This is a genomic window from Faecalimicrobium sp. JNUCC 81 (genome assembly GCF_053667625.1).
Map to the genome: position 1 here is coordinate 1075705 of NZ_CM132203.1, position 24773 is coordinate 1100477.

The window sequence follows — 24773 nt, forward strand, 5'->3', positions numbered from 1 at the left end:
CTAATGATTGTCAACTTTTAATATGCAACAATAATACAAATCATTGCAACATTACTGTATTGATAAGATAATATTAAAAGTATATTATTAAAGTGTCAAGAAAACGTTTAACTAAAGGGAAATATATGAAATAAAGGGATACTAGGGAGAGTTTATAATTTTAAATGTATTTTGTTTAGTTTTAGCCATTATTATTTTTAAATTTATTTTGTGTTTTTAAGATTTATTTATGTAACAAAAATACAATGATTAATAAGGAGATTATTATGAGTGAAAAAAGGGGAAGTCTTAGTTCAAGTGCTTTAATGCTTATGACATTTACAGCAGTGTTTTCATTTGGAAATATTATTGATAGTAGTGTAAACATTGGTTTAGCTACTGTACCATCTTATTTATTTGGAACAATATTTTACTTTTTCCCATTTGCATTAATGATAGGAGAGTTTGCATCTGCAAATTCAAATTCAGAGTCGGGGATTAATAGTTGGATAAAAACTTCATTAGGAGCAAAGTGGGCATTTTTAGGTTCATGGTCGTATTTCTTTGTTAACTTGTTTTTCTTTACATCATTACTTCCAAAAACTTTAATATATGCATCTTACGCATTAGTTGGAAAAAATGTATTTGATGGAAAAACTGTTTTAATTTCAATATTATCAATAATACTTTTCTGGGGAGTAACAATAATATCAACTAAAGGGGTAGCTTGGGTATCTAAAATTACAAGCTTATCAGGGGCAGCTAGAATGGTACTTGGAATTGGATTTATAGTTTTATCTTTTGGAGTAATATTATTCTTAGGAAAAGCACCAGCACAAGAATTTAGTGCACAAACTATGTCACCAAAATTTGACTGGAAATACTTTATGGTATTAGCATGGGTACTTCAAGCAGTAGGTGGTGCTGAAAGTATAGGAGTTTATATAAAAGACGTTAAGGGTGGAAACAAGGCATTTATAAAAACGATGCTAATTTCAACATTACTTGTAGGAACGCTTTATGCATTAGGGGCAGCAGCAGTTGGAATAGTAGTTCCAGAGTCAACACTACATGGAAACTTTTCAAATGGATTATTTGATTCATTCATATTGCTAGGTTCTCATTATGGAATAGGAAATATAATAACAAATATAGTTGGATTTATAATGTTACTTGCAAGTTTAGGTTCATTAGTACTTTGGACAGCAGCACCAGTTAAGGTATTATTCTCTGAGATACCAGAAGGTATATTTGGAAAATGGGTAGCTAAAACTGATAATCAAGGAAATCCAATTAATGCACTTTATCTTCAAGCAATGATAGTAACAGTACTTTTAATAATACCAGCACTTGGAATAGGTTCAGTTGATACTTTACTTGAAATATTAATAAACATGACAGCGTCAACATCTTTAATTCCAGTATTATTCTTCTTAGTTGGATATATTGTTCTAAGAGCTAAAAAAGAAAATACTGTAAAAAGGGATTTCAAAGTAGGTTCAAGAGGTTTTGGTATAGGAATAGGAGTATTATTACTTGTATTATTTAGTTTTGTATTTGTAATATCTTCAATACCTTCACCAACAGATATAATGGCTTATTTAAATGGAACTTTAGCAGAAGGCTCTGCTAATCCAATATTTGTTTTAGTATATAACGTATTAGGATTAGTAATATTTTTAGGATTTGCATTAATATGTTGGAAGAAATATGAAAACAAGGTTGGAAAAGATGTGGCAAATGAATTAATAGAAGCAAAATGATTCGCCCACACGTGGCTCAAAATGATTCGCCCACATGTGGCTCAAAATAGTATAAATTAGAGGACCTAAACATAAGTATTTTAATTAGGTCCTTTATTTAAAAATAGATAAATCTTTGTTAAATAATATAAATAAGGAGAGATTAGGACTATGAAGCTATGGGAAAATATTAGTATTGATGGGGTTAACAGATTAGAGGAAAGAGCTCATTTTCAAAGTTTTGAATCTAGAGAACTAGCATTACTTGGGGAAAATAAATACACTCATAATTTTAAAAATTTAAATGGTAGCTGGAAGTTTTTATTTTTAGATGCTCCAGAGTATTCACCAGAAGGATTTTTCAAAGAAGATTTTAATAGTGACTCATGGGATAATATATTAGTTCCAGGTAACTGGCAATTACAAGGATATGGAAAAATGCATTACTCAGATTTATGGTATAACTTCCCAATAAATCCTCCATATGTTCCAACAGAAAACCCAACTGGAATATATAAAAGAAAGTTTAATATAGATAAATCTTGGTTAGGAGAAAGAGTAATACTTAAGTTTAATGGTGTTGATTCATCATACAACGTATGGATAAATGGAGTAGAAGTAGGATACAGTAAAGGTGCTAGAATTCAAGCTGAATTTGATATAACTGATTGGGTAAAATTAGGAGAAAATGAATGTTGTGTTCGCGTATATCAATGGTCAGATGGTACATATTTAGAAGACCAAGATATGTGGTGGCTAAGTGGTATATTTAGAGATGTAGAATTGTACACTGAACCTGTTTGTGGAGTAAAAGATATAAAAATAGTTACTGATTTAGATAGTGAATACAAAGATGCTACTTTAAATATAGATTTAAAATTTAGAAAAACTAATAATCACAATGTAAAATTTGAATTATTAGATACAAATCAAAATATAGTATTTGAAGATTTTACAAAAGCTCAAAATGGAGAAGTTAATTACTCTAAAGAAGTAATTAATCCTTTAAAATGGAATGCAGAAGAACCAAACTTATACACTTTATTAGTATCAGTTTATGAAGATGATAAATTAATTCAAGTAATACCTCAAAAGGTTGGATTTAGAAAAATTGAGTTAAAAGGTGAAGTATTCTTAGTAAATGGCGTTGCTATTAAATTTAAAGGTGTAAATAGACATGACTACAACCCTAAAAACGGAAGAGTTGTAGCTAAAGAAGAGATGATAAAAGATATATTATTAATGAAACAACATAATATAAATGCAATAAGAACAGCTCATTATCCAAATTCTCATTATATATACGATTTATGTGATGAATATGGAATGTATGTAATAGATGAAACAGACCTTGAGTGTCATGGATTTGAACTTACAGGAGATTATAAATGGATAAGTGATGATCCGGCTTGGGAAAAATCTTATGTAAATAGAATGACTAGAATGATAGCAAGAGATAAAAACCATCCATGTATATTAATGTGGTCACTTGGAAATGAATCAGCATTTGGATGCAATTTTAAAGCAATGGCATCTAAGGCTAAAGAAATGGATCCGACAAGACTTGTTCATTATGAGGGCGATTTTAATGTTGATGAAAGTGAAGGGCCAGTGTCAGAAGTTTATAGTACAATGTACACTTGGTTAGAACATGATAGTAAATTATTAATGGATAAGGTAATAAATGATATTAAGAAGCCTCATATACTATGTGAATACTGTCATGCGATGGGAAATGGCCCGGGAAATCTTAGAGAATATCAAGATTTATTCTATGCTTATGATAAATTACAAGGTGGATTTATATGGGAATGGTTTGACCATGGTATAGAAAGTAAAGGAGAAAATGGAGAAACTTACTATAAATACGGAGGAGATTTTGGAGATGACCCAAGTAATATAAATTTCTGCATAGATGGACTTATAATGCCAGATAGAAGTGTATCTCCAGGATTATTAGAATATAAAAAAGTTATAGAACCAGCTGAAACTCATGTTGTTGATTTAGAAAAAGGATTAATAAAAGTAATAAATAGATATGACTTTAAAAACTTAGATTGCTTAGATTTAGTTTACAGTATAAAAGAAGATGATAAGATTATAAGTTCTTCTAGAATACCAATGCCATCAATAACTGGTAGAAGTGAAGCAGAGATTAAATTACCATATAACTTAGATTTTGCAAAAACACCAGGGGCAACTTATTACCTAAATATATCTTATGTATTAAGAGAAGATACTTCTTGGTGTGAGGCAGGTCATGAACTTGCAACAGCACAATTTGAATTGCCAATAGTAACTGAAAAGATTAAAGTAACTCCAAAAGGAAGTTTAGAAATTATAAAAGAACATTGCAAATTAACGGCTAAAGGAGAAAACTTTAAAGTAGTATTTGACTTAGTAAGAGGTAATATTCTAGAAATAAGTAAAGATGATTATTTATTGGTTGAAGAAGGTCCAAGACTAAACTTCTGGAGAGCTCCGATAGATAATGATATGTATGTAGTTGAAGACTATAAGAAAAAGTATTTTATGCACTTAATGCATGAGGTAGTTACAAATGTTTCTTATGAAGAAAAAGAAAACATGTTATTATTTAAAGTTGAAACAATAAATGGAAGCACAAACTCTGCATGGCATTACAAGTCAACTTATGAATATACTGTTTTAGGTAGTGGAGATATATTAGTAAATGTATCCGGAATTCCAAGTGGAAGAATTGAAACTGCACCAGAAATGTTACCTAGGATAGGATTAAAACTTAAAGTTAATAAAAACTTAGATAATGTTAAATATAAAGGTAGAGGCCCAGGAGAATCTTACGCTGATACTAAAGAATGCAACTTATTTGGAGTATATGAAAACAGTGTAGATGGGCTATTTACAAATTATGTTAAGCCTCAAGAAAATGGAAACAGAAGTGATTGTTCTTGGGTAAGATTAAGTGATGATAGAGGAATGTCAGTAATGGCAGTAGCTAATGATAAACTAGATTTTAGTGCATCATATTATGAAGATACTGATTTAGAATATGCAAAACACACAATAGATTTAGAGAAAAGAGATTATATAGTATTTAATATTGACTACAAGCAAAATGGAGTAGGAACAAACTCTTGTGGACAATGGCAACTAGATAAGTACAGATGTAAATTTGAAGAGTTTAACTTAGGATTTAAGTTTAGTATATATAATAATAAAGAAATTTCTGATTTAGCAGTAGCTAGGGAAGAATTAGTATTAGATTATATAACTGATAAAGAAAAAAATTTAGTAATGGCATAAGTTAAAAGCCTAGTATTACAGTGGTTGAATCTGTAATACTAGGCTTTTTTATATATAAGTAAATTATATTTTACCTGATTTGTATGTCGTTGGAGAAATGGTCAAAGTAGATTTTTATGTTCAAAAACAAGATTAAAGCCAAGAAATTACTTCAGATATATTTAGTAAGTATAAATTAATAATGATAAATATAGGGAACACAGGGTGTGGTCCTTGTATAGAAGAAATGCCAGAGATTGAAAAACTTTATAAAGGTTTACCAAAGGATATTAATATAAATTCAATATGTGCAGATGTAGGAACAGACTATAGATTTAATTTTGCTAAAAGTAATAATAAATCTTGTTTTATTTTAGCTTCTTTTGAATTAGTAAAGTACTCCCTAATTGCAATAATGATTGTTAATATTATCCTTAATTTAAATCAAGCTAATATTATTACAAATAAAATATATATTAGTTAGATTTAAAATTAATATTGACATAAAAAAATATATAATATAAACTATAAAATAATAATAGTAACTATTACTATTATTAAAACAAAAAGAAGGGGGGATATAAAATGAGTAAACATTTATCAACAGATATTCGTGTAGCTATTGAAGCTGATAGTTATTCAATATGCCGAGATGAGGAAAAATGTATAAAATGTGGTTTATGTAAAAATATCTGTACAGATTACATAGGAGTAAATGGGAATTATTCATTAGAGAATACAAATGATGTTGCTGTATGTATTGATTGTGGGCAATGTGCAAATGTATGTCCAACATCAAGTATTACAGAAATATACGACTATAAAGAAGTAGAATCTATTATTCAAAGCAAAGACAAAATAGTTATATTTTCTACATCACCAGCTGTCAGAGTTTCTCTAGGTGAAGAATTTGGAATGCAAGACGGTAGCTTCGTCGAAGGTAAGATGGTCTCACTATTACGTAAACTTGGTGCAAGTTATGTTCTGGATACAAACTTTGCTGCAGACTTAACAATTATGGAGGAAGCAAGTGAGCTATTGGATAGGGTACAAAATAAAGAAAAGCCGTTACCTCAATTTACTAGTTGTTGTCCAGCATGGGTAAAATATGCTGAAACGTTTCACCCAGATATATTAGATCATATATCTTCAGTAAAGAGTCCAATTGGAATGCAAGGACCAACTATAAAAACATATTTTGCAAAAAAGATGGGAATAGACCCACTAAAAATTATCAATGTGGCTGTCACACCTTGCACTGCTAAAAAATATGAAATTCAAAGAGAAGAAATGAACGCATCTGCTGAATATAATAATATTGAGGAAATGCGTGATATGGATTATGTCATAACTACAAGAGAATTAGCTTTGTGGTCTAAAGAGAAAAATATTGATTTTAGTAGTTTAGAAGATAGTAGCTATGATAAGTTAATGGGGGAATCCTCTGGTGCAGGAGTTATATTTGCTAATACTGGTGGTGTTATGGAAGCTGCATTAAGAACAGCATATTCATATATAACGAATGAAAACCCACCAAAAGAATTTTACAATTTAAAAGATGTTAGAGGTATGGATGGTGTACGTGAAGCTACTTTAAAAATAAATGATATTGATATAAATATTGCAGTAATTTATGGAACAAAAAATGTATCTAAATTTATAAATGAAATGCAAAGTGGAAAAAAACAATATCATTTTGTTGAAGTAATGACCTGTCCAGCTGGATGTATTGGTGGTGGTGGACAACCAAAGGATACTAAATTTAAAGGAGACTCTCTTAGAGAAAAACGTATAAATGGACTTTATAAAAGAGATTCTGAAATGAAATTAAGACTGAGCCATGAAAATGAAGAAATAAAAGCACTATATGAGGAGTTCTATGGTAATCCATTAAGCAATTTAGCTAAAAAAATGTTACATACAGTTTATAGTGATAAAAGTAAAAATTTAGGAGGAGAAAAAATGAATATATTAGTTAAATACAGTTGTTCAATATGTGGTTATATACATGAGGGAGAATTAGAGGATGGATTTGTATGTCCTATATGTAAACAACCTTCAACAGTTTTTGTTAAGGTAGAAGAAAGAAACGAAGAAAATGAATCTAGCAACAAATATAAAGGTACTAAAACAGAGAAAAATCTAATGGAAGCCCTATCAGGAGAGTCAATAGCAAGAAATAAGTATACTTTCTTTGCAAATGTAGCTAAGAATGAAGGTTATGAACAAATTCAGCATATATTTTTAAAAACAGCTGAAAATGAAAGAGAGCATTCTAAGTTATGGTTTAAAGAACTAGGTTACTTAGGAAATACAAGTGAAAATCTTCTTCATGCTGCTGAAGGTGAAAATTATGAGTGGACAGATATGTATGAGAAATTTGCTAAAGATGCTAAAGAGGAAGGGTTCTTCGATTTGGCGAAAAAGTTTATATTAGTAGGTAAAATAGAAAAAGCTCATGAAGAAAGGTATCGTAAACTTTTAAACAATGTTGATATGAAATCTGTATTTGAAAAAACAGAAGAAACAATGTGGGAATGTTTAAATTGTGGACATCTTGTTATGGGAAAAAAGGCTCCAGATAGCTGTGAAGTATGTATGTACTCTCAAGGATTTTTTGAGGTTAGAACTGAAAATTATTAATATATATTAATTTAATTTAAATAATTATTTATTAAAATATATTTAGCTAGGTGAAAGATAAGTATTTTACCTAGCTTATTTTGTTAAAAACTTCACCAAATATTAATCTATAAGGAGTAATTTCATGTATATAAATGAAATAATAGAAAAATTATATAACGAAAATAATGCGACAAGAGAAGAACTTATATATCTTATAAAAAATATTGATGAAGAATCTAAAAAGATACTCATAGAAAAAGCTCATAAAACTAGGCTTAAACATTATTCTAATAAAGTTTATTTAAGAGGGCTTATAGAACTTACAAGTTTCTGTAAAAAAGATTGTTTGTATTGTGGTCTAAGACGCAGTAATAAGAATGCTCAAAGATATAGGCTAGATATAAAAGAGGTTTTAGAGTGTGTAAGAAGAGGAGATGAGTTAGGTTATAAAACCTTTGTACTCCAAGGTGGAGAAGATATGTATTATAGTGATGAAATTATAATAGATATTATCAAAGCTATAAAAAAAGAGTTTCCTCAAAATGCAATAACTTTATCATTAGGAGAAAGAAATTATGAATCTTATAAAAAGTTATTTGAGGCTGGATCAGACAGATATTTATTAAGACATGAAAGTGCATCTAAAAAGCTATATGAATCTATACATCCAGGAGAGCGTTTTGAAGAAAGGTTTAATTGTTTAAAAAATTTAAAAGAAATTGGATATCAAGCTGGAGCTGGATTTATGGTTGGAATACCAAACCAAACTGACGAAGATTTAGTTGATGATTTAATATTTGTAAAAGAGTTTGAGCCTGCAATGTGTGGAATTGGACCTTTTATACCACATAAAGATACTCCGCTAAAGGGATTTGGTCATGGTAGCTTAGAAAAAACGATAATATGTTTATCTATAGTAAGGCTACTTTTACCAAAGGTGCTACTTCCTGCTACAACAGCTTTATCAAGTATTGATAAAAACGGAAGAAATGCAGGGATTGAAGCTGGAGGTAACGTAATAATGCCAAATTTATCTCCTATGAGTGTAAGGAAAAAATATTCTTTATATAACGACAAGGCATATATATTAGATGAAGATGCAGAGTATAGAAAGTTAATAGAAGAAAAAATAAAAGAATTAGGGTTCGAAGTTGAGGTTAATAGAGGAGATAATATAGATTTCATTAAATAAGAAAAGGAGCTTTGGTTATGTTTATAAATCACGACTATATATATGAGATATTAGAAAAAACTAAAAATCAATCAAATGATGAGATTAAAGCAGTACTTAAAAAAGCTAAGAAAAGAGAAGGTTTATCTTATGAAGAAATAGCTATATTGCTTCAAGCAGAAGATGAAAAAGACTTAAATGAAATATATTCTTTAGCAGGAGATATAAAAAAAGATATTTATGGAAAAAGAGTTGTTGTGTTTGCACCTCTTTATGTAAGTGACTATTGCGTAAACAATTGTGTTTATTGTGGATATAAAAGAGACAACAAGTTTATAAGAAGAAAACTTACAATGGAAGAAGTTGCTCAAGAAGTAAAAATATTAGAACAGATGGGCCATAAAAGATTAGCTTTAGAGTTAGGCGAAGACCCAGCAAATACTCCTATAGATTATGCACTAGAATGTTTAGATACTATATATAAAACACAAAATGCAAATGGAGAAATAAGAAGAGTAAATGTAAATATTGCTGCTACAACAGTAGAAAACTATAAATTATTACATAAGAAAGGGATAGGTACATACATCTTATTCCAAGAAACTTATCATAAACCTACTTATGATAAAATGCACCCAAAGTCAATAAAAGGTGATTATAATTATCATTTAACATCTTTTGATAGAGCTATGGATGCTGGAATAGATGATGTTGGTGCGGGAGTTTTATTTGGACTTGCTGATCCAAGATTTGAGGTACTAAGTTTAATGATGCATAATAATCATTTAGAAGAGAAATATGGTGTTGGATTCCATACTATATCTGTACCAAGACTTCAAGAAGCAAGTGGAGTTAACTTAGAAAATTATCCATATTTATTAGATGAGAAAACATTTAAAAAAGTGGTAGCTATACTTAGAATAGCATTGCCATTCACAGGTCTTATACTATCAACTAGAGAAAAGGCATCTATGAGAAAAGAGCTATTAAACCATGGTGTAAGCCAAATATCGGCAGGTTCTTCAACTGGCGTTGGTGGATATAAGGAAAGGGAAGAAGGTAGAGATATAAAGCAATTTAAAACTAATGATGAAAGATCTCCAATTGAAATTTTAAAGGAACTATTAGATGATGGTTATATACCAAGTTATTGCACAGCTTGTTATAGAAAAGGTAGAACTGGAGATAGATTCATGCAACTTGCAAAGTCTGGGAATATAAAATATGTATGTGAACCAAATGCTATAATGACACTTCAAGAATTTACATTAGATTATGGTGACAAAGAATTATATGAAAAAGCCCAAGAAATAATAAAAGTTGAAGTTGAAAATATAAAAAGAGATGATATAAAAGATTATACAAAAAATAGCTTAGAAAAAATGAAACTAGGAAAAAGAGATTTTTATATATAGGAGGCACATATGAATAACACTCCAAATGCAAATAGAAAACATATAGGTATATATGGAAATACTAATAGTGGAAAATCATCATTGATGAATAAAATATTAGGTCAAGATATATCATTAGTATCTAGTATAGAAGGTACAACTACTGATCCCGTTCAAAAGGCAATGGAACTTATTCCTTTTGGGCCAATTCTTTTAATAGATACAGCTGGCCTTAAAGATAAAAGTGAGCTAGGTAATATAAGAATACAAAAAAGTTATGAATATATGAAAAGAATGGATCTAGCTATATATGTATTAGATGGAAAAAATCCAGATATATTAACTTATAAAACCTGGAAATATAAAGCTGATAAATATAATTTAGAACATATCTTAGTTGTAAATAAGTTAGATGAATTAAGTGAAAATGAAATTAGTAAATTAAAAGAAATATCAGAAGAAGTATTATTTATATCAGTAAAAGAAGATATTAGCATTGATGCATTAAAAGAAAAATTAATAAGCACTCTTGAAAAAGATGAAGAAAAGTCTATAATTGGAGACTTACTAGAATATGGATCAAAAGTAGTTTTAGTGGTCCCGATAGATTCAGAAGCCCCTAAAGGAAGGATTATACTTCCACAAGTACAAGTAATTAGAGATTGTTTAGATCATGGTATAAAAACATATGTAGTAAGAGACACAGAACTTAAGGAAGCAATAACTGAGCTAAATAATATTGACTTAGTTGTAACTGACTCACAAGCATTTAAACAAGTTGAAGATATAATACCTAAAGATTTAAAGCTAACTAGCTTTTCTATATTATTTGCAAGACAAAAAGGTGAACTTAGAGAGTTTATAGAGGGAGCAAGAAAACTAAAAGACTTAAAACCAGGGCAAAAAATACTAATATGTGAAAGTTGTACACACAATATAAGCCATGAAGATATAGGAAGAGTAAAGATACCGAATATATTAGAAAAAATAGCAAAAGGTAAGTTAAATTTTGATTTTAAGGTTGGATATGACTTTATAGAAAATTTAGAAGACTATGACTTTGTAATACATTGTGGCGCATGTATGGTTAATAGAAAAAGTGTAATAACTAAAATAGAAAAATGTAAACAAAAAACTATACCAATAACTAATTATGGATTAGTAATTGCATACTTTACAGGAATATTAGATAGAAGTATTGAATTATTTAGAGATAGATAGGATTATTTTATTATTCGACAAAATATTTGATTTACTTAGGTTATAATCTAAAAGTAGTAAATAAAATAAAGCTTTAAAGCTGAATTAAGGAGGTTTCAGATGATGTATGAAGGTAATAATGAATCATGGTCAATTTTTACTTCAAAGGATGATTTATTAAATTTTGTTATATTTACAGGTTGTATGTATAATTTGATTGATGGCAAAAACTTTGATGAAGAAAATGAGCGTTGGCCGACTAATATACTTATTTCAAAATTGGATGATTTGCATCTTGAAAAACTTAAAATACAGTGGAGCGAATGGTTTAATAACATTATTAATGAAAAAATTAGTAATGCTAATTTAGATGAGATGTGTAGCTTTATTGAAGAAAAGTATGATGTAAATAATTTTTCACAACTTAAATATGTTGAGTTAAGAGAATGTTGTAAAAATGCATATCCTCATTTCGTTGATTGGTGGAATATGCAAGCTGGTGGTAGAGTTGCACTGTCTTTTTATGAATTTATTGGTAATAATAAAATTTCTGAATATATTAGTGAATTAGAATGTAAGTTAAATAAAAAATCTAAACCATTTAAGCTCTACTTAGATATGGTATATACAGGAGTTCCTAAAGTATTAGATATTAATGATGAGTATATAATAGTTACTCCTAATGGATACTTGGATTTAAGTAGAGAGTGGTGGATAAGTAAGCTAAGCAAGTTAATCTAGTAATATGAAAATCTATAAATCTTGCTATAATAAAATTAACCATAGTTATATATTTTGCAGTTGAAAAATTCTATATGTTAAGGTTTTAATTTAGTTTTAGAAAGTTATTTATTTTAAATACTATAAAAGCACTCCTTATTTAAAGAAGTGCTTTTTATATATTAATTGAATTGTATATGAAATATATTAGTTATTACCATCTTTATATAAAGAGTCTGTGTTAATTGAATATGAAACATCTGAACCAATTAGTACTCTTTTACACTTACCAGTAAGTAGAAAATCCATAGCATAATCAACTTCTTCTTGTGTCAATTCATCGAACTTTCTATCTTGGTAAAATTCCATTACATCTTTCACATCACTTCTTTTAACCTTCTTAAGATTATTTTTTAGCTCTTCATCTGTTATTATCTTAGGTCTTACTTGAGAATTTTCATTAGATTTTGAATCAATTTCATTGTTTATTTCTGATTGGTTAGCGTAAGCTGTATTTTGTTTGTAGATTAGATTAAATGATAAAATTGATAATGTTGAAATACCACATAAAAATAGTGTTATAAGTGTTCCTTTTTTACGTTTTTTTAAATTCATCATTCCTTCAACTCTCCTTTTAATTAAATGAATTTGGTTAGTATTAAACTGAGAATAAAGCATATTAGATTTTAGAGTATTTCTATATCTTAATGTGCTAACTAACACGAAAGCATACTCTTTGATATCATCTAAGTCATATTTTTTTAAAACTTTTTCATCACAAGAAAGCTCACATTGTTCATGAAAATATATTTTTAGTATTTTTATTAATGGATTAAACCAGTGAATTGCACAAGCAATCATTAAAAATAATTTTAATAAATTATCTTTTCTTTTAAAATGAGTTAGCTCATGTCTAAAAATCCACTTTAATTGTTCTTTATCATAGTCTTTATTAGGTATTATTATTTTACTATTTAAAATATTTATTAAAGCAGGTGAAGAAAGTCCATCAACTCTAAATACTTTAATATTTCTTTTTATATTTAAAGCTTTCTTTTCTTCTTCAAAGCTATTTATTATGTTATCATCACTTACTTTATAAGCTATATTTTTTATCTTTTTATAAAATATGATTTGTTTATAAATATTTCTAAAGATAACATATAAAGTACCAAATATCCAAATGACAAATAGTATTTTAACATAATTTAATGAACTGCTATTTTCATTATTCATGTAGTATATACTTTTCAGAGTTGTATTATTTTGAGTTTTTAAAGATTCAAAAGGCAAATATACTTCTATATTTGATATAAAAAGCATTCTTAAAGTTATCAAAATGCAAAGTATATAATTTAATTTATAAGTATATTTACTTAGAATTTTATCTTTTAATAAAGCTATTAATATAATTGGTATGCTTATATATATACTTGTTTTTAAGATATCAAATATGACATAGCTCATAGTAATTACCTACTTTCTATCCATTTTTCTAAGGCTTTAATATCTTCTTCTGATATATCCTTAGAATCATCAAGAGCTGATATCATACTAGATAAAGAGTTGTCATGCATAAAGCTAAAGAAGTCTTGAGTTTCAAACTTTAGATATTCTTCGCTATTAATGAGTTGATAATAAAAGATGTGTCTACCTTCTTTTTCTGATTTTAAAAATTCTTTTTCTACTAGTCTCATAAGAGTTTTAGATGTAGCTCCCTTTGACCAATTATACTCTTCATTCATAAATTTTGTAATATCAACAGACGCTACCTTAGGTTCTTCTTGAGCTCATATGTATTTCATAACTTGAAGTTCTGTTCTAGGAATTTTTTTCAAATCTAACACCTTCCTTTCTTACGGCAACTGTCTACCTTTATACTTAAAGTGTAGTACGACAATTGCCTTCCCGTCAACATATTTTCATTAAAATTAATATTTAAATTACAGGGAAATAGATGTGTTCATAATAAGAAGTTATAAGTTCTGCTATAATTAAATTAAAGATTGTTATAAAGTGCCAATTAAATTTATAAGTGAGGTTATATAATGATTGAAACTAGTAGATGCATATTACGATGCTTTAAAGAAAAAGATTTAGAATTATTTATAGCTTATAGAAATAATGAAGAATGGATGAAACATCAAAACCTAAAATATTTATCAAAAGACGACTATAGAAAAGATTTGTTAGGTCATAAAAACATTAATGAAGGGATTAGATTTGCTATTAGTGACCGAATTACAGATACTCTTTTAGGGGATATTTATATTATAAAAAAAGAAAAAACTATTTCAATAGGATATGCGATTAGTCCAATTTACTCTAGAAAAGGATATATAATTGAATCTTTAAAGGCTGTGCTTCCACTAGTTAGAAAAAATTATCCTGAATGTGAGATTATAGCAATGACTAAAAAAGAAAATATTCCTTCGAAAAATTTATTACTTAATTTAGGTTTTATATATGATGAATGGATAGAAAAATTACAAAGTGAAGTTTATATTTATCCAAACGAATAAAATAACACAAGTATAACTATATATTATAAATCAAGAGAACAGTAAGGTTAAATTTATTGTTCTTTTAGTTTATAAACTAATAATGCTAATAGTAAATAAAATCAAGCTTTAAAGCTGAATTAAGAAGATTTTAGATGATGTATGAAAATGGTAATGAATCATGGTTAATCATTACTTCCAATGATGATTTATTAATTTTGTTATAATTACAGGCTGTATGTATAATTTAATTGATGGAAAAACTTTGATGAAGAAAATAAGCGTTGGTCAACTAATATACTTATTTTAAATTTTGATGATTTACATTTTGAAAAACTTAAATTACAGTGGAACAAATAGTTTAATGATATTATAGATGAAAAAGTTAATCATACTAATTTAAATGAAATGTGTAGCTTTATTGAAGAGAATTATGATGTAAATAAATTTTCATAGCTTAAATATGTTGAATTAAGAGACTGTTGTAAAAATGAATATCCTCATTTTGTTGATTGGTGGCTAAACAAGCTAAACAAGCTAAGTAAGTTAATATAGCGAATTTAAATATAAATTCACTATGATACATTGTTTTAAATGGTAATACTCCCATTTTTGATGGTGTTTGTTTCAGAATATACTATCATGCCTATAAAAATAGGTAAAGTAATGGCTTTTAAATGTTAGAACTTAATAGTAAAGGTGTCTTATTATACTGTTCATAAAAACATTTGTTTTAGTGAACATATTCTAAATTTAAAGGTATTATATAATTAAGTTATCAAATTAAAAAATAAATAACAAAGTAGGGGGATGAAATATGAATAGAAGAGGGACAGGAACAATATTTTGTTTAATATCAGCAATATTATTTTCAACAAGATATATAAGTGCAGCAATTTTTAGCTCGAATGTTTCTTCTTGGGATGCAGAACTATTTTCACATATGTTAAGTTATATAGGGAATACTCTTAAAACACTAAGTATAGTTTCTTTAGTTGTAGGTATTGCATATCTAGTAGTAGCAGAAATATTAGAAGAAAAAATAAGAAATAGTAATAACTAACTTCATTTGATTTAGAACTAAGAGAGTAATAATTTCACTCTCTTTTTATGTGCACAAAAACAATAATTTGATGAACATACTTAATTGATCTATAACACATCTAAAAATTATTTAAATTAATATTAAAAATAACTAGCCCTAAAATTTCACTTTAGGGACTAGTGCATTTAAAACAAGTATAAAGCCCTTAAAATTCAAATAAATTGATTTTAAGGGCTTTTTTACTAGATATCTTTAAATCTGTTTTTAGGGAATACTTAAATCTGCTACTCTTAAATAAAGGGGGATTTTAAATGAGTCTTGAAAACAAAGATTATTGTATAGATTATGCTACTACTGGAGATTTAGATAAGTTTGTTAATATATACAATTCTAACGTAGACTTTCTTATTAATCATATTGGAGTTTCTAAAATTGATTTAAAATGGATTACTAAAGAGTTTAGGGAAATGCAAAGTATTAATTTTAATTGCTGTAAAGTTATTGATAAAAAGAATAATGCTATTATTGGTCTATTAGATTTCAGACTTGGAAAAATCTCTTATTTATCTTTACTTATGATCCATAAAGACTACAAGTCAAAAGGTATTGGAAAATAAATTTATAATTTATTTGAACAATATTTACAATCATCAAATTCTGAATCTATTAGAATTGATGTAGTAAATAATTATAATAAAAATATTTATGAATTTTGGACTAATCTAGGATTTGAAAAAGTTAAAGATATTGATCTAAAGAGATAAAGTTATTATAAGTAATGCTATAAACCTTAATCTATATTTTTTCATATTACCCCCTTTGAAGTGATAATTATTATTTTAAGTATTTAAAAAAGTGCTAATATTACATTTTAGTTCACTACAATTGTAGTATAAGTTGACAAGAACTGCTACATTTTTAATAAATTTACTAATTTGTAACCTTTTATAACTTGCTTATATTTATACTTTAAATTAAGTTAAGTATAGATTAGGGGGTGGGATTAGGTGCAAAAAATTAAAAATAGTAAGTGAATGGTATTGTTTTTTATATGTTTATGTTTTATATTTGCAATAAGTAAATTTGATAACCCAGTAAAGAAATTTGATGTAGATTTGAAAATTTCATATAAAGGATTAGCCGTAATAAATACGTCTGTGAAATGTAGCAAAAGTATAAATGAAATAAAAATGAAATCAATACTTCAAAAGAAAGTAAATTCAAAATGGGAGAATGTAAATGAATGGAATAAACTTGAAAAAGAAAATTTAATCTCTATAAAAAAAACGAGTACGCTAAATATAGGATACACTTATAGGGTTATCTCGTTTGTTGAAGTCAAAAAAGGCAATGATACTAAGATGTTCAAAAAGGTAAGTTCTACAAAATCTTATTAAATATGGTGAAAATTAGACCAAATTATGTAAAATATTTTTACAAACCTAAAATTTCAGTTTAGGGACTAGTTATGTATTTGAGATAAAGTTAAAACCCTTAGAATCCATTTAGTTGGATTCTAAGGGTTTTTTTACTAGATATCTTTAAATGTGTTTTTAGTGAATAGTATCTTCTATTTTTAATAAGTAAATTTTTTGCTCTTTTTCTCAATTACAACTGATTGTATAAGAGCTAATATGAATACTATACAAAGTAATATTAGTAATACCTTGATAGACAAATCAAAATAATATTTATTTAATATAGAAAACACTCCAAGTGCAGTTAAAATTAATCCATCTGAAAAATATATTTTAGAATATAATTTTATATATCCATCTCTATCTTTGATTTTTTTAGGGTATCCCCATACATATTTTTCTATATCTTTAGTTTCTTTTAACTTATTACTCCGATAAAAAAAACAAATAGCCATTAATATTGTTAAAATCGGCATTTATATCCCCTCTCTTTAAAACTATTAATTTTTATTATATCACCAAATTTAAAAAATATAGAATTTATAACCCCCCCCCCCTTAAATTCCATTTTAAAGGCTAGTTAGTTATTTAGACTATTCTTAATGATTATGCCAATCATTAAAAGATAAATCTCTTTTAATCTCTGCATAAGTTGAACATAGAATATTACTTCCCCATCCATCATCACACTGAAAACTCATAGTATTTCCATTCAATATAATACTTCCTGGATTAAGTGTTGATATTAGCCCATCTAAATTAAACATTGGAAAGTGATTACGAATCATGTTCTCAATATCAGGTTTATTTATTGTTCCATCATTAGAGCTCCCATCAAAATATTCATAATATAATTCTTGAAATAAACTTGCTACTGGCTCATAAATAATTTCCTCTAAACGTTTATTACTTTCATATTCATATCCTTTCGGCATATACTCTTGTATAATAGTATTTGGATTTTTCCAAAACAGATATGCTGTCGAACAAAGTTCATTAAATATGAAACTAAGAAAATTACTATTAAACTGTTTTATATTCTTCTTTATTTTTTCTTCTTGTTTATTAAAATAATACTCCATTGCTTGGATAACTTTTTCATGATTATACTCATCCCTTTTTAAATATTTACATAAAAAACTCCATCCATATCCCTCTAAATCATTGTTCTCTCTTAAATCTTCAATGATACCTGATATTCCCTCGTTGTAATCCTCAATAGCTATCATAGAATTATCATCAAACGATTGCCATGTTTCATTAATATACTTTCCTAAGTAGCCTAAATCTAAAGAACCTTTAACCCAAAATGTTTCATTTTCATATTTTATATGAATCATATATATTCTCCTTTGTATTTTTCACACTTAAATAAAATAATAAAAATTATATCAAAATTTAACTTTAAACTTCTATAACTAGCAACTATTACTTAAATTTAACTTTTACATATTTAGAATAAAATTAATGCCCTTAGAATCTAAATACATGGATTCTAAAGGCATTTTTACTTAATATAAAAATTATTTCACAGGAAAGCAGACCTCTGTTACAAAGTTATCTGGATTTTTTTCTTCATAAGGTCCAACTAAGTATATGTTAAACATTGGTCCAGCTAGTTCAATATTATTTTGATTTGACCATGAAATTATAGATTCTGTAACATCATTTATTTGATTATATGAACCTTTAAATACACAGCTAACTATTTTCTGAGCAGGAACTGCCTTAAACTCTATATTTCCAACTGAGTTTCCTAATTCTTTTACTGAGATTTGTATTTCAACATCAACATCAGATTCTTTATACTCACCATCATGGAAGATGGCTGTTGAATAACAAGGGTAAGCTATTTTAATATCTAGACCAGAGTTCATAAGTTCTCCCCAAAGCATTCCTTCCATATCGTAGCTTGGTATTGTTTTTCTTAAACTAGCAACCTTTCTGCGAGGCATCTCTTTTGAGTTTACAGTATATTTCATTAAATAATCCTCCAATTCAAATCTATTAATTGTATTTTCTAAAAGTCTTAATTTCTCTTTTATAAGTTCACCTTCGTGAATTAGCTCTTCTTTTCTCTTTAAAAGTCTTTCCTTTACTAAGTCAGATTCATGACTTGAAAGTAACCCCGAGATTGTATTCAAACTGAATCCCATAAACTTTAAAGCTGTTATTTTATTTGCTTTATCAAGTTGTGTTTCTGAATAATATCTATATCCATTAGATTCATCTATTGTATCTGGAATCAAAAGTCCTATTTCATTATAATGTCTAAGCATTCTAATGCTAATACGAGTGAATTTTGAAAAATCGCCAATCTTTATCATCTTATTTACCTCACATATATATGTTATTTCTGAGCTCATTTTTATTATAAAGTCTACCATAATGATAGAGTCAATAATTAATTTAGATAAATTTTAATATAAAATTTTTAAATATTAATATAGCTAATCTATGGGTAGAATTTAGCATTTATTTTTAGTCAAAATTTAAGAACTTATTTAATTTTATAACTGGTATTTATAATTTCATTTTCTACTATTGTGAAAGTAACTAGTCTTAAAATTTTACTTTATAAATATAAAACCCTTAAAATTCAAATAAATGTGTTTTTAGAGAATAGTATCTCTTATTAATATCCATGAAAACATCTGTTTTAATTGGCATATCTGGGAGTTTTATTAAATAGAGTATGATACTATATTCTATGTATGTAATAACATATTTAATATATAGGGGGAATTTATGAAGAAAAATCCAATTGTAATTGCAGTTTCAGCTGTATCAGGTGGTGGAAAAACAACAACTATAAATGAATTAAGTAAGAAATTGCCTTCATGTAGAGCTATTTACTTTGATGATTATGAATTTGAAGAGTATCCTAAAGATTTTTTTGAATGGGTACAAAATGGTTCAGATTTTAATGATTGGAATATTGAGGTATTAGTAAATGATATAAGAGAGATATTAGATAAAAATAATTTTGATTATCTTCTTTTAGATTATCCATTTGCATATAAGAATAAGCAAGGAGCACCTTATATTGATTTCACAGTTTTTATAGATACACCCTTAGACATCGCAATGGCTAGGCGTATATTAAGAGATATGATAGACAAGCCATCTGACTTACTGAAAAATGATATGAATTGCTATCTATCAGAGGCTAGAGTTTCTTATTTAGAACATATAAAAATAATAAAGCCTAACTCAGATTTAGTTGTAGATGGTAGTTTGAGCACAGATGAAATTGTAGCTCAAATTTTAGATGGAGTATCAAAAATTTAGTGCTTAAAAAAACATATGATTTCGTAGGAACTTATTTTATTTTTATGAACTTACTCAATTCTTTTCAAATTTACTTTAATTTTTGTCTATGATATTTTTATATGTTTTCATAGGTATCTTAAGGTAAAATAAACAATTTAGATAGATTTAAATATATGTAAGTCGCTTAAACTTTTATAATAATAAATCTCTAAACTTAAATATGGGTTAGTTAAGAAAGTAGAAGTTTACAATTAAAGTAAATATGACACTTCATAAAAATGAATAATAAGAATGTTTGAAATATTACGAAAAATAAAAATGTTTTTACATTTTTATATTCTGTAACATAAAAACTTATTTTTACATATTTATATCTTAGGTTCGACAAAAATAGATAAAATTTATATCTACTATTGTAGCAAATTTATAAAAGATTTTAGAACCTAAAATAATAAATAAAGAAAGAAGTGTTTTTTATGATTTTAAACCCTTTAGATTTAGCTGATTTCCCTAACAATGCTCCAACACCTGATGGTGAATATTTGTATGGTAAAAAAACTGAAACAATAATACAATCAGTACCAGATATATTAGATTTAAAAATGAGCGATGAAATTAGAGAAAAAATAATTACGGATATAGAAAAAATGAAAAAGATGCTTAATGTTGATTCACTAGGAGATTTAACAAAAGGTGAATATGCTACAGCTGGATATTTACAATACGGAGTAAATAAATCAGATTCAGTATTAAATGTTAGAACTGGACCTAGTACTTCAAATAGGAAAATAGGACAATTAAATGTAAAAGAATCATTCTGTTTTACTGGAAATAAACATGTTGATTCATCAGGATATGAATGGTATAAAATAGATTTTTTAAGTCCTAGTGGATGGGCTACAGGTTGGTATAGAGGATACAATGGTGTTGGATATTGGAAAAATAATCCGAAGTTTTTTTATGATGGAGCACCAGTAATGAGAGTTGTTAAAACTACTAATCTTTATGCATATGATGGAACAACTTTATTAGGAACTTATCCAGCTCCAACTAGTAGTTCAGCGTCTAATTTTTTATGTTATCCAAGTGAGGGTTGTCATACTGGAAGGGCTAAAAAAAATCTTCTATGGGTTAATGTATGTATAGGTAGTAGCTTATCTGGATCAGAAATATATATATATGAGCCTGTATCAAAGATGTCTAAAAATGGAGGTAAAAATTATGCATTTGCGAACACTAATATTATGAATAGTTCTGTAAATACAAATATAAAAGGTAATTGGTAGAATTATATATTTAAGTATTAGCTTTATAGTATAAAAAATTGAGTATAACTTATATAAGTTATACTCAATTTTATTTTAATTACTTATAATCTTAGTAAAAAGATCTTTTTGATTTATAATATCGCTTAAATTTATAACTATAGAATTATTATATCCAGGTCCAGGTTTATTATTTGATGTAGAAGAATCAAATAAAGGTGCCTCAGAGTTATTATTTGAAAATAACTGTATGAAAAGTATCTTACCATCTGAGTCATGATAAACTATTAATTTACCATTGCCTTCTAATATGATTCTTTTATTAGAATTTTTAAAACCCTTATATTTATTCATTATATCATCTTTTGTTAGAGATGGATTTTTTTGAACATCTTTAACTATTGATAGATATGTATCATATAGCTTTTTATCTGCACCATTATAATTTATATTATTTGATATTTTTTCTAAAGTATTTAAGTTTTTAGTATCGATAAGTATTTTAAATGATTTATCTTCAGCAACTTCTGGATAATTTTTTAAATATGAGCCGTATAAAGTAACTTCATCATTTTCTTTAGTGTCTTTATAATTTAAACTAGATAGTTCTTGAGTTTCTGGTTCATATCTTAATGTTAAATATTTTGATCCTTGTCTAAACATTTCTTCACCTTTAGATTTATTATCTTTTTCAGGTGTTATATTTACAAGCTTTAAAATATTTTCAACATCAGATTTAGTCATAAATTCATTTAACTTTTTCTTTTCAATTATATCAAAGTAGCCTTGTTGAACTTCACTTAACGTATCTTTACTTGAGACAATCTTATCTTCATTACTTTTAGCACTAGACTTTGCACTAGTTAAAAATATTGGAGATGCCACTACTAAAATTAATACCCCCACTAAAGTAATAACTATACCATTTTTCTTTTTATTTTTCATAAATTTTATATTCATAATCCTTTTTTCCACCCCTTTTTTATCATCTGCCATACTAATTATATTTGGATAAAATCTTAGCTTATTAACTTTTGAAATTACATTTAATAATGTAATACCATAATTGTTATACTCATTATGTTCTAAACTAGAAAGTACTTTTTCATCCGTAGCAAGTTCAATATCTTCTCTTATTTGTCTAAATAAATACCATAAAAATGGATTGAACCAGTGTATTGATTGAAGAACTATTAATACACAATTCATAACATTATCTTTTCGTTTGAAATGTGATAACTCATGTAAAAATATATATTCTAGTTCTTTATCCTCTAAATCAATAATACTTAAAGGAAGTACAATAGTAGGTTTAAAAATTCCCATTATAGCGGGAGATCGCATTGTATCACTCAAAATTAATCTAATACTAGATTTTACATTCATTTTTTGTTTCGATTTAAAAAATAATTTTTTGAGTCTTGAGTCTAAAGTTATTTGATTTTTTCTTAAGTTTTTAATTAATAGAATATACGAAAAGCTAAAAAGTATAATAAATCCTAAACATACAGTAATCCATATATGACCTAAGCTTAAGTTATTATTTATAGAAGTTTTTTCTATAGGCATTATAGGATTATTTCTTTCTATATTTTCTATATTTTCATTAATATCTTTGTTTGTACTAATATTTTCAGTTTTATGTACTGGTTTATTTATATTGCTTTTATTTTTTGATATGTCCGTGTAAATAATATTTTTAGTTTCTATTTTGTTGAATATACTAAAGTTACTTTGTGGACCAAAAGGAAATATAAGTTTTATAATCAATATCATCCAAATTAAATAAATCCACTTAGGTGTTAATTTATTTTTAAAAATAAATTTAATAAGCAATATAAAAACACCAATAACACTTGCATAAAAAGTACTTTGAACTATAGTTTTAAATAATTCATTCATATTATTTTGCTCCTCATAACAAACCCCCTAGTTAAAGATTACAATTGTAATTCTTAAGCTAATATTACACTTGTAATCCAAAAATGTCAAGGTAAATTATTCTAAATAATATAGATAAAGTAAAGCCGATAATATCTAAAATAGATAATATCGGCTTTTAACCATATGAAAAAAGTTAACCTTTATATAAGTGGTTCATAAAATTGAATGATGTATACTTTATATTTATAACTAAAATGGACTGAAATTGCATTTTTATGGATTGAAATTAATAACTATATATATAATTATTTTTTTTATTAAAATATATATTATAGAAACTAATAATTCTAAAATAAAATAAAAAATAATAAGATATAAAGTGATTATTTATAAGGTTTAATTGGGGGGCTAATTTTGATTAAAATTGAAACCGAGAGATTAGTAATTAGAGAGTTTTTTAGTAGTGATGCAAAAGCTTTAAATAAAATAGAAAATCAATTACATATTTTAAAATGGATGCCAGACTTTGAAAGCACCCTGGGTGAAACTATAAGTTGGATTGATTGGAGGGTGGGGCAGTATCTAAAATATAATAGAGAAAATCCTACTGTAATGTTGGGAATTACTTTAAAAAAGACTAATCAATTAATAGGGTTTATTGGAATTGACTCTAAAGAAGAAGTAAATAATGAAACAGAAATTGAATACTTTATAGACCATGACCATCTTAATAAAGGATATGCAACAGAAGCTAGTCAAGCTATTATAAATTGGATTTTTAAAAATAGTGATATAGAATTTTTAATGGCAATAATCCAAATAGGAAATCAACCATCTCAAAGGGTAATTGAAAAAGCAGGATTTGAAAAATTAGCTACTAAAACCTTATTTGTATTTGGAGAAAATGAAGATAGAGAATTTTATTACTATAGACTGTACAGAAATAATTATTATATATCTTTTGAAAATGATAAGTAATTAACATATTTGGAATTTAATAATGTAGAGCATTTTATAACTTTGGGCTATAATAAAATATATAGGCTATTATAAGTCTATATATTTTTTATAAAAGGAGAGAAATATGAATATACTAAAAAGTAATTTTAAAAAATTTTTAGTAGTACCAATATATACTCTTTATATATTAATATTTGGGGTTTTACTAGGAATTTGTTTTGGAAATGATCCTTGGGAGAAACTAATTTCTTGGAAAAACAGATAAAAATACTTACTTTGTGTAGGTATTTTTTTATTTTTTAATAATTTTAAATCTATAATAATGCGTTAAT

22 protein-coding genes and 1 pseudogene are annotated in these 24773 nt (G+C 26.7%); 17 read left to right on the forward strand and 6 right to left on the reverse strand.

Annotated elements, in window-relative coordinates:
* Positions 1 to 266: 266 nt before the first annotated feature.
* The 9 genes and pseudogenes from JNUCC81_RS05410 to JNUCC81_RS05450 all read left to right on the forward strand — a co-directional run bounded on the left by JNUCC81_RS05410 (position 267) and on the right by JNUCC81_RS05450 (position 12116).
* The gene (locus JNUCC81_RS05410; RefSeq protein ID WP_454095649.1) at positions 267 to 1742 is read left to right on the forward strand and encodes an amino acid permease; all 1476 of its coding nucleotides are present in this window, start codon (positions 267 to 269) and stop codon (positions 1740 to 1742) included.
* Between the two features lie 150 nt (positions 1743 to 1892).
* A complete protein-coding gene (gene ebgA / locus JNUCC81_RS05415) occupies positions 1893 to 5006 on the forward strand; it encodes a beta-galactosidase subunit alpha (RefSeq protein WP_454095650.1) in 3114 nt (1037 codons plus the stop codon).
* Positions 5007 to 5187: 181 nt separating this feature from the next.
* The gene (locus tag JNUCC81_RS05420; protein WP_454095651.1) at positions 5188 to 5469 is read left to right on the forward strand and encodes a TlpA family protein disulfide reductase; all 282 of its coding nucleotides are present in this window, start codon (positions 5188 to 5190) and stop codon (positions 5467 to 5469) included.
* 101 nt (positions 5470 to 5570) lie between these two features.
* Positions 5571 to 7016, forward strand: a pseudogene (locus JNUCC81_RS05425) ([FeFe] hydrogenase, group A); the annotation flags it as partial.
* Positions 7017 to 7130: 114 nt separating this feature from the next.
* The gene (rbr, locus tag JNUCC81_RS05430) at positions 7131 to 7628 is read left to right on the forward strand and encodes a rubrerythrin (protein WP_454096374.1); all 498 of its coding nucleotides are present in this window, start codon (positions 7131 to 7133) and stop codon (positions 7626 to 7628) included.
* A gap of 124 nt (positions 7629 to 7752) precedes the next feature.
* Positions 7753 to 8802, forward strand: a complete 1050-nt coding sequence (gene hydE, locus JNUCC81_RS05435; RefSeq protein WP_454095652.1) for a [FeFe] hydrogenase H-cluster radical SAM maturase HydE — start codon at positions 7753 to 7755, stop codon at positions 8800 to 8802.
* 17 nt (positions 8803 to 8819) lie between these two features.
* Positions 8820 to 10196 (forward strand): [FeFe] hydrogenase H-cluster radical SAM maturase HydG, encoded by a 1377-nt coding sequence (hydG, locus tag JNUCC81_RS05440; protein WP_454095653.1) that lies wholly within the window; start codon positions 8820 to 8822, stop codon positions 10194 to 10196.
* Positions 10197 to 10205: 9 nt separating this feature from the next.
* Positions 10206 to 11396 carry a [FeFe] hydrogenase H-cluster maturation GTPase HydF gene (hydF, locus tag JNUCC81_RS05445; protein ID WP_454095654.1) on the forward strand — a complete coding sequence of 397 codons (1191 nt, stop codon included), beginning with the start codon at positions 10206 to 10208 and terminating at the stop codon, positions 11394 to 11396.
* A gap of 99 nt (positions 11397 to 11495) precedes the next feature.
* A complete protein-coding gene (locus JNUCC81_RS05450; RefSeq protein ID WP_454095655.1) occupies positions 11496 to 12116 on the forward strand; it encodes a hypothetical protein in 621 nt (206 codons plus the stop codon).
* A gap of 186 nt (positions 12117 to 12302) precedes the next feature.
* On the opposite strand, the gene JNUCC81_RS05455 is transcribed toward JNUCC81_RS05450, so the two are convergent.
* Positions 12303 to 13562, reverse strand: a complete 1260-nt coding sequence (locus JNUCC81_RS05455; protein ID WP_454095656.1) for a M56 family metallopeptidase — start codon at positions 13560 to 13562, stop codon at positions 12303 to 12305.
* A gap of 5 nt (positions 13563 to 13567) precedes the next feature.
* Positions 13568 to 13840, reverse strand: a complete 273-nt coding sequence (locus tag JNUCC81_RS05460; RefSeq protein WP_454095657.1) for a BlaI/MecI/CopY family transcriptional regulator — start codon at positions 13838 to 13840, stop codon at positions 13568 to 13570.
* A 303-nt stretch (positions 13841 to 14143) separates the two neighbouring features.
* Here JNUCC81_RS05460 and JNUCC81_RS05465 point away from each other — a divergent pair, with 303 nt between their 5' ends.
* From JNUCC81_RS05465 to JNUCC81_RS05480, 4 genes are all read left to right on the forward strand, one after another.
* A complete protein-coding gene (locus JNUCC81_RS05465) occupies positions 14144 to 14617 on the forward strand; it encodes a GNAT family N-acetyltransferase (protein WP_454095658.1) in 474 nt (157 codons plus the stop codon).
* A gap of 796 nt (positions 14618 to 15413) precedes the next feature.
* Complete coding sequence (locus JNUCC81_RS05470; RefSeq protein WP_454095659.1) at positions 15414 to 15659, forward strand: hypothetical protein; 246 nt, start codon at positions 15414 to 15416, stop codon at positions 15657 to 15659.
* A gap of 293 nt (positions 15660 to 15952) precedes the next feature.
* Positions 15953 to 16258, forward strand: a complete 306-nt coding sequence (locus JNUCC81_RS05475; protein ID WP_454095660.1) for a hypothetical protein — start codon at positions 15953 to 15955, stop codon at positions 16256 to 16258.
* Positions 16259 to 16675: 417 nt separating this feature from the next.
* Positions 16676 to 17038 carry a hypothetical protein gene (locus JNUCC81_RS05480; protein WP_454095661.1) on the forward strand — a complete coding sequence of 121 codons (363 nt, stop codon included), beginning with the start codon at positions 16676 to 16678 and terminating at the stop codon, positions 17036 to 17038.
* 179 nt (positions 17039 to 17217) lie between these two features.
* Here the strand turns inward: JNUCC81_RS05480 and JNUCC81_RS05485 are convergent, their stop codons facing one another.
* The 3 genes from JNUCC81_RS05485 to JNUCC81_RS05495 form a co-directional block, all read right to left on the reverse strand.
* On the reverse strand, positions 17218 to 17535 hold the full coding sequence (locus JNUCC81_RS05485) for a hypothetical protein (RefSeq protein ID WP_454095662.1): 318 nt from the start codon (positions 17533 to 17535) through the stop codon (positions 17218 to 17220).
* Positions 17536 to 17658: 123 nt separating this feature from the next.
* Positions 17659 to 18399: a hypothetical protein gene (locus tag JNUCC81_RS05490; RefSeq protein WP_454095663.1), complete on the reverse strand. Its 741-nt coding sequence runs from the start codon at positions 18397 to 18399 to the stop codon at positions 17659 to 17661.
* Positions 18400 to 18582: 183 nt separating this feature from the next.
* Positions 18583 to 19386: a MerR family transcriptional regulator gene (locus tag JNUCC81_RS05495; protein ID WP_454095664.1), complete on the reverse strand. Its 804-nt coding sequence runs from the start codon at positions 19384 to 19386 to the stop codon at positions 18583 to 18585.
* Positions 19387 to 19807: 421 nt separating this feature from the next.
* Between JNUCC81_RS05495 and JNUCC81_RS05500 the strand changes: the two genes are divergently transcribed.
* Positions 19808 to 20350, forward strand: a complete 543-nt coding sequence (locus JNUCC81_RS05500) for a hypothetical protein (protein ID WP_454095665.1) — start codon at positions 19808 to 19810, stop codon at positions 20348 to 20350.
* 458 nt (positions 20351 to 20808) lie between these two features.
* Positions 20809 to 21618, forward strand: coding sequence for an SH3 domain-containing protein (locus tag JNUCC81_RS05505; RefSeq protein WP_454095666.1), 810 nt, complete (start codon positions 20809 to 20811; stop codon positions 21616 to 21618).
* A gap of 75 nt (positions 21619 to 21693) precedes the next feature.
* Here the strand turns inward: JNUCC81_RS05505 and JNUCC81_RS05510 are convergent, their stop codons facing one another.
* The gene (locus tag JNUCC81_RS05510; protein WP_454095667.1) at positions 21694 to 23499 is read right to left on the reverse strand and encodes a M56 family metallopeptidase; all 1806 of its coding nucleotides are present in this window, start codon (positions 23497 to 23499) and stop codon (positions 21694 to 21696) included.
* Between the two features lie 396 nt (positions 23500 to 23895).
* On the opposite strand from JNUCC81_RS05510, the gene JNUCC81_RS05515 reads away from it, so the two are divergent.
* Both JNUCC81_RS05515 and JNUCC81_RS05520 read left to right on the forward strand, forming a co-directional pair.
* Positions 23896 to 24459: a GNAT family N-acetyltransferase gene (locus JNUCC81_RS05515; protein ID WP_454095668.1), complete on the forward strand. Its 564-nt coding sequence runs from the start codon at positions 23896 to 23898 to the stop codon at positions 24457 to 24459.
* 106 nt (positions 24460 to 24565) lie between these two features.
* Complete coding sequence (locus JNUCC81_RS05520) at positions 24566 to 24706, forward strand: hypothetical protein (protein ID WP_454095669.1); 141 nt, start codon at positions 24566 to 24568, stop codon at positions 24704 to 24706.
* Positions 24707 to 24773 lie beyond the last annotated feature (67 nt).

What these genes read in the sequence shown, in the direction of transcription:
- hydF (WP_454095654.1), top strand. Translation starts at nt 10,206, where the DNA reads ATGAATAACACTCCAAATGCAAATAGAAAACATATAGGTATATATGGA.
- JNUCC81_RS05460 (WP_454095657.1), bottom strand. Translation starts at nt 13,840, where the DNA reads ATGAATGAAGAGTATAATTGGTCAAAGGGAGCTACATCTAAAACTCTT.
- JNUCC81_RS05520 (WP_454095669.1), top strand. Translation starts at nt 24,566, where the DNA reads ATGAATATACTAAAAAGTAATTTTAAAAAATTTTTAGTAGTACCAATA.
- JNUCC81_RS05490 (WP_454095663.1), bottom strand. Translation starts at nt 18,399, where the DNA reads ATGATTCATATAAAATATGAAAATGAAACATTTTGGGTTAAAGGTTCT.
- JNUCC81_RS05475 (WP_454095660.1), top strand. Translation starts at nt 15,953, where the DNA reads ATGAGTCTTGAAAACAAAGATTATTGTATAGATTATGCTACTACTGGA.
- JNUCC81_RS05510 (WP_454095667.1), bottom strand. Translation starts at nt 23,499, where the DNA reads ATGAATGAATTATTTAAAACTATAGTTCAAAGTACTTTTTATGCAAGT.
- hydG (WP_454095653.1), top strand. Translation starts at nt 8,820, where the DNA reads ATGTTTATAAATCACGACTATATATATGAGATATTAGAAAAAACTAAA.
- rbr (WP_454096374.1), top strand. Translation starts at nt 7,131, where the DNA reads ATGGAAGCCCTATCAGGAGAGTCAATAGCAAGAAATAAGTATACTTTC.
- ebgA (WP_454095650.1), top strand. Translation starts at nt 1,893, where the DNA reads ATGAAGCTATGGGAAAATATTAGTATTGATGGGGTTAACAGATTAGAG.
- JNUCC81_RS05470 (WP_454095659.1), top strand. Translation starts at nt 15,414, where the DNA reads ATGAATAGAAGAGGGACAGGAACAATATTTTGTTTAATATCAGCAATA.
- JNUCC81_RS05485 (WP_454095662.1), bottom strand. Translation starts at nt 17,535, where the DNA reads ATGCCGATTTTAACAATATTAATGGCTATTTGTTTTTTTTATCGGAGT.
- JNUCC81_RS05505 (WP_454095666.1), top strand. Translation starts at nt 20,809, where the DNA reads ATGATTTTAAACCCTTTAGATTTAGCTGATTTCCCTAACAATGCTCCA.
- hydE (WP_454095652.1), top strand. Translation starts at nt 7,753, where the DNA reads ATGTATATAAATGAAATAATAGAAAAATTATATAACGAAAATAATGCG.
- JNUCC81_RS05465 (WP_454095658.1), top strand. Translation starts at nt 14,144, where the DNA reads ATGATTGAAACTAGTAGATGCATATTACGATGCTTTAAAGAAAAAGAT.
- JNUCC81_RS05420 (WP_454095651.1), top strand. Translation starts at nt 5,188, where the DNA reads ATGATAAATATAGGGAACACAGGGTGTGGTCCTTGTATAGAAGAAATG.
- JNUCC81_RS05500 (WP_454095665.1), top strand. Translation starts at nt 19,808, where the DNA reads ATGAAGAAAAATCCAATTGTAATTGCAGTTTCAGCTGTATCAGGTGGT.
- JNUCC81_RS05450 (WP_454095655.1), top strand. Translation starts at nt 11,496, where the DNA reads ATGATGTATGAAGGTAATAATGAATCATGGTCAATTTTTACTTCAAAG.
- JNUCC81_RS05495 (WP_454095664.1), bottom strand. Translation starts at nt 19,386, where the DNA reads ATGATAAAGATTGGCGATTTTTCAAAATTCACTCGTATTAGCATTAGA.
- JNUCC81_RS05410 (WP_454095649.1), top strand. Translation starts at nt 267, where the DNA reads ATGAGTGAAAAAAGGGGAAGTCTTAGTTCAAGTGCTTTAATGCTTATG.
- JNUCC81_RS05480 (WP_454095661.1), top strand. Translation starts at nt 16,676, where the DNA reads ATGGTATTGTTTTTTATATGTTTATGTTTTATATTTGCAATAAGTAAA.
- JNUCC81_RS05455 (WP_454095656.1), bottom strand. Translation starts at nt 13,562, where the DNA reads ATGAGCTATGTCATATTTGATATCTTAAAAACAAGTATATATATAAGC.